Below are 4,901 nucleotides of genomic sequence, written 5' to 3' on the forward strand. Positions count from 1 at the left end.
GGGACAGGGCGTTTAGGGCGACAGAAAACTGCTCCTGCGTTTTCTGCATTCGCCACATCCTTGTGGCTCCAGGTGTCGGCAGTAGGGATGCTGCCGCCAAGCCTACAGGGATGTATTTACGGCGTCCTGCGGCCTGAATGACCTATCCCGTCTTAAGTTGGTAATCTATATTCCCTGTTTAATTTTCTAAAATTCATGTCGCAAACAAAACACATTATTATCATTGGTGCTGGACCCGGCGGGTTATGCGCGGGTATGTTATTAAGCCAGCGAGGCTTTAAAGTATCGGTATTCGATAGCCATGACGAAGTCGGTGGGCGTAATAGACCGATTCATCTAGGTCAATACACTTTTGACACCGGACCGACGTTTTTGCTGATGAAGCACGTATTAGATGAGATGTTTACACTTTGTGGTAAACAGAGTGAAGACTACTTAGAGTTTATTAAGCTTGACCCTATGTATCGCTTGCAATTTAGCGACCGCCAACTCAATGTCTATAGCGATAAACCGTTAATGCGCGACGAGTTAGCGCGTGTCTTCCCCGAAGGCTGTAACGGTTATGATGCATTTTTAACCAAAGAAGCCAAGCGGTTTGCCAGCCTTTATCCGTGTATTAAACGTGATTACTCCAGCTTAACGTCGTTTTTATCGCTGGATTTATTGCGTGCCTTGCCTCAGTTAGCCTTAACGCATAGCGTATTTTCTAATTTAGGTCAGTATTTTAACGAAGCACAGTTACGCTTAGTATTTTCGTTCCAATCAAAATACTTAGGCATGTCACCGTGGCAATGTCCGGCGTTATTCACCATGTTGTCGTATTTAGAGCATGAATACGGCATTTACCATGTCAAAGGTGGTTTAAACCAAATTTCAGCGGCAATGGCTAAGGTCATTACAGAGCAAGGCGGCGCGATTCATACTGGGCAACCTGTCGCTGCGCTTGAGTTAAATGGCAAAACAGTAACCGGTGTAAAGCTAGCGGATGGCAAAATTATTCAGGCCGATGCTGTAGTAATTAACGCTGATTTTGCTCATGCCATGAGTCAATTAGTGAAACCAAACGCACTGAAACGTTATAAGCCAGAAAAGTTAGCCAACTTAGAATACTCGTGCTCAACGTTTATGCTGTATTTAGCATTAGATAAGTGTTATGACTCAGCCCATCATACAATTGTATTTGCCGAAGATTACACGACTAACATCAATAATATTTTCCATTTTCGTCTGCCCGGCGATGATTTTTCATTTTATGTGCAAAATGCTAGCGTCAGCGATGCGAGCTTAGCACCACCCGGCTGCTCTGGGCTGTATGTGTTAGTGCCTATGCCTAATAACAATAGCGGCTTAGCGTGGGATGAATTATGCGCCAACCAGCGCGAACGGGTATTAGATGCCTTAGCTAGCCGCTTAGGTTTAACCGATATTCGCGCTCATATCGTTGCGGAAAAAATCATTACGCCTAATGATTGGCAAGCCAGCGAACATGTTTATAAAGGCGCGACGTTTAGCTTATCGCATAAATTCAGCCAGTTATTATATTGGCGCCCGCATAATCGCTTTGAAGAATTAAACCAATGTTATTTAGTCGGTGGCGGTACGCATCCGGGTAGTGGCTTACCAACGATTTATGAGTCAGCGCATATTTCGGCCAAGCTATTATGCCGAGACTTTAACGTAGATTTTGCGGTCAGCGCATGAATGCGTTATTAACCGTGTCGTCAGTCTTAACGGGCGACACGATACAGACTTATCAAGCGACAACACCAGAACAGCTTGGCTATGTAATCGCAAGCGCTAGAACCGCTGCGCAACATTGGGCCAATTTAGACATCGCAACGCGTTTAAAGCGACTAAAACCGTTATCGGCTTTGATTTTAGACGAGTTGGATAACATTACAGCGGTCATTATGTCGGTCACTGGAAAAGTGAAAACCGAGGTGTTGCTCGGTGAGATTTATCCGGTGTTGTCGCTGTTTGATTATTACCAACGCCATGCGGCTGATATTTTACGACCTTGTCCAGTGCAGACTGAGCCGTTAGCGTTTCCTAAAGCGTATGCGCACTATAGTTATCAACCTTACGGCGTCGTTGCAATACTTTCACCGTGGAATTTTCCTTGGCAATTAAGCTTTAGTCCTTTACTCACTGCGTTAATTGCTGGCAATGCGTGTGTGTTGAAAGTCTCAGAATACAGCATACCGGTTGCTGAGCTAATACTTAAGCTCTTAGCGCGCTTAGACTTACCGCAAGATTTAGTGCAACAAGTTATAGGTGCCGGTGATGTAGGTACGCATTTAATAACGGCGAGACCGGATTTTGTTTTCTTTACCGGCAGTGTTAACACCGGCAGAGCCGTGATGACGGCAGCCGCTCAACACCCTATTCCGGTGTTATTAGAACTCGGTGGTAACGATGCGATGTTGGTTTTTGCCGATGCACATAGCGAGCGCGCAGTAAATGCGTTGTTATATGGCGCGTTTAGCAATAGTGGACAAGTGTGCGTATCGGTAGAACGCTGCTTAGTCCAAGCATCTATCTATGACGACTTTGTTGCACGCTTACAAACCGCTATCGCTGAACTAAACGTCGGCCATGGTAGCATCGGCGACTTAGGTGCTATCACCACCGAAGCCCAGTTACAACGCATCCAGCGCATTATGATGACGCACTCGCCAAAGGCGCCCACGCATCAGCACCATTAACTATCGAGGGACGTTATTGTTATCCGGTCTTGTTGACTAAGGTAACCCCAGATATGCGAGTATGGCATGAGGAAACGTTTTGGACCGCTATTGCCTATTATGAGCTTTACCTCTGAACAACACGCGATTGAGCTCGCTAATGCCAGTGAATTTGGCTTAAACGCCAGCGTATGGAGCCAAGATTTAGCCAAAGCCCAACGTGTAGCCCAACAATTACAAGTCGGCAACTGGGCCGTCAACGATGTGATTAAAAACATCGGTCATCCAGGCTTACCGTTTGGTGGTATTAAAAACAGCGGCTTTGGTCGCTATCATGGCGCAGAAGGCTTGCGGCAATTTTGCTACACCGTCGCTGGTTTAGTCAGTTATCAAAACTTAGCTGATGAGCCTAATTGGTTCCCCTACTCTGATGAGCGCTATCAACAATTAAAAGGCTTTATTGATTTTATGTATGGCGATGGCGCGTTTTGGCAACGCGGGCGGCGCAATTACCGTGAATTACAAGCCTTTCAAAAATACGCATCGTTAAACTTACGCCAGCATTGGCGCAATTTTATGATTAGCTGGTTGGCTAAACGTTAAGTCGTTTTTAACTCAGCAAATACCGTTTCGTCTTTTACTTCAAGCAAATGTGCATTAAGTAGTTGGTTTTCTAATGATTGACCTGCGTCAACGACCGTCGCAACGCGTAAGTAATTAGGCGTATAACCAAACGCCAGTTGTTTGTCGTGATACGCTTCAGTATAGGCTTCCCATAACACCGGATAGGTTTTTCCTAAAAAGGCTTGATTCACCGACTGTTTCATGACCTTAGCTAGCTCATGTAGCTCTCGACTTCGTTGTTTTTTAATAGGCTCAGCGACTTGGTTGGGTAAACTGGCTGCCTTAGTACCTGCGCGTTTTTGAATAGGAAAAAATATGAATATGGCCAAACGCCATGGCTTGGATAAACGCTAAACTGTCTTGCCATTCTTGCTCAGTTTCGCCGGGAAAACCGACAATAATGTCAGTAGTAATATTAAAATCAGCATAGGCTTGTTTTAGCTTTGCCACGATGCCAGCAAATTCAGCGGTTTTACAGCGTCTCGCCATGCGTTTCAGCACCGAATCCGCCCCGCTTTGTAATGGCAAGTGTAAATGTGGCATGACGCGTGATTGTTCAAACAGCATAAAAAACTCGTCAGAAAACTCCCAAGGCTCTAATGAACCTAAGCGAATTCGAGCTATATCCGTTTCCGCTAATAAGACCTGAACTAATTCGGTTAAATTACTGGCAATATCGCTACCATAACCGCCTAAATGCACACCGGTTAAGACGATTTCGCTAATACCTTGACTAACTAATGTATTCACTTCCGCGACAACCTCGGCCAACGTCCGGCTTTGTTCTTCACCCCTAGCAATCGTGACAATACAAAACGTACAACGGTAACGGCAACCATCTTGTACTTTGACGAAAGCACGTTTGGCGGCCACGCGTAAACAAGGCACTCGCACCCGGCTCGGTAGACATAGCAGGCATCGCTGTCATATCGATACCGGCCAATGTTTTGGCGACAAGTTGCCGTTTATCTTGATTGCTGACGACTAAGTCCACACCCATAATGTCCGCCGCTTCATTCGGATTTAACGTCGCATAACAGCCACTTACGACGAGCTTAGCGCTGGGGTTTTCTCTATGAATACGCCGAATTAACTGACGTGATTTTCTCGCCGCATCATGGGTCACGGCACACGAATTGATAACAACGACATCAGCTTGTTGATTAACTGTGGTAATCGCATGACCATATTGCTCAAACTCATGCGCCCAGGTTTCTAACTCGGCTTCGTTTAAACGGCAACCTAAGGTTTTTAGATGAACTTTCATTTAGAGGTAGTGTTGTGAATCTGAATATTACTTACAAGTCACTCGGAAGCAAAATCCCGTTTGCCGCGCCGAGCACCGCAGGTTTTGCTGGGATTAGCCCGTTAGGGGCACGGCATGGATGCCGTGCGTCGGCAGGCGGGCAGGACGCACGCTCTGCCGACCTCCCAGCAAAACCAAGGCGCGCAGGAAGCAGCGGCAACGGGTCGCCTTTTCTTTGGCTACTTTCTTTTGGCGACGCAAAAGAAAGTAAGCTCGCCTGCCGGTGCGAGAACCGGCTTAACATAAAACTTCGCGATAGCGACTCACTAGATTTTACAAAGCTAGTT

The 4,901-nt window shown here is 46.1% G+C and carries 5 protein-coding genes and 1 pseudogene; 3 read left to right on the forward strand and 3 right to left on the reverse strand.

Going from position 1 to position 4,901, the window contains the following annotated elements:
- Nucleotides 1-195 precede the first annotated feature (195 nt).
- Both VZ94_RS09615 and VZ94_RS28670 read left to right on the forward strand, forming a co-directional pair.
- The gene (locus VZ94_RS09615) at nucleotides 196-1,701 is read left to right on the forward strand and encodes a phytoene desaturase family protein (RefSeq protein ID WP_045779065.1); all 1,506 of its coding nucleotides are present in this window, start codon (nucleotides 196-198) and stop codon (nucleotides 1,699-1,701) included.
- Nucleotides 1,698-3,287 (forward strand): annotated as a pseudogene (locus VZ94_RS28670) (aldehyde dehydrogenase family protein). The gene VZ94_RS09615 and the pseudogene VZ94_RS28670 overlap by 4 nt, the downstream one beginning before the upstream one ends.
- Here the strand turns inward: VZ94_RS28670 and VZ94_RS31935 are convergent.
- From VZ94_RS31935 to VZ94_RS31945, 3 genes are read right to left on the reverse strand one after another with little or no spacing between them, the layout of a single operon-like run.
- On the reverse strand, nucleotides 3,284-3,637 hold the full coding sequence (locus tag VZ94_RS31935; protein WP_338040334.1) for a hypothetical protein: 354 nt from the start codon (nucleotides 3,635-3,637) through the stop codon (nucleotides 3,284-3,286). The pseudogene VZ94_RS28670 and the gene VZ94_RS31935 sit on opposite strands and share 4 nt — an antisense overlap.
- Complete coding sequence (locus tag VZ94_RS31940) at nucleotides 3,591-4,181, reverse strand: radical SAM protein (protein WP_338040335.1); 591 nt, start codon at nucleotides 4,179-4,181, stop codon at nucleotides 3,591-3,593. The genes VZ94_RS31935 and VZ94_RS31940 overlap by 47 nt, the downstream gene beginning before the upstream one ends.
- Nucleotides 4,102-4,575, reverse strand: coding sequence for a hypothetical protein (locus VZ94_RS31945; RefSeq protein ID WP_338040336.1), 474 nt, complete (start codon nucleotides 4,573-4,575; stop codon nucleotides 4,102-4,104). Before VZ94_RS31945 ends, VZ94_RS31940 begins: the two co-directional genes overlap by 80 nt.
- A gap of 14 nt (nucleotides 4,576-4,589) precedes the next feature.
- Here VZ94_RS31945 and VZ94_RS26955 point away from each other — a divergent pair.
- On the forward strand, nucleotides 4,590-4,901 hold a 312-nt coding region (locus VZ94_RS26955; protein ID WP_204369098.1), incomplete at its 3' end, for a hypothetical protein.

The organism is Methylocucumis oryzae (genome assembly GCF_000963695.1).
GTDB classification, from domain to species: domain Bacteria; phylum Pseudomonadota; class Gammaproteobacteria; order Methylococcales; family Methylomonadaceae; genus Methylovulum; species Methylovulum oryzae.

Coding starts and splice junctions, on each gene's coding strand:
- VZ94_RS09615 (WP_045779065.1), top strand. CDS start 196: ATGTCGCAAACAAAACACATTATTATCATTGGTGCTGGACCCGGCGGG.
- VZ94_RS31945 (WP_338040336.1), bottom strand. CDS start 4,575: ATGAAAGTTCATCTAAAAACCTTAGGTTGCCGTTTAAACGAAGCCGAG.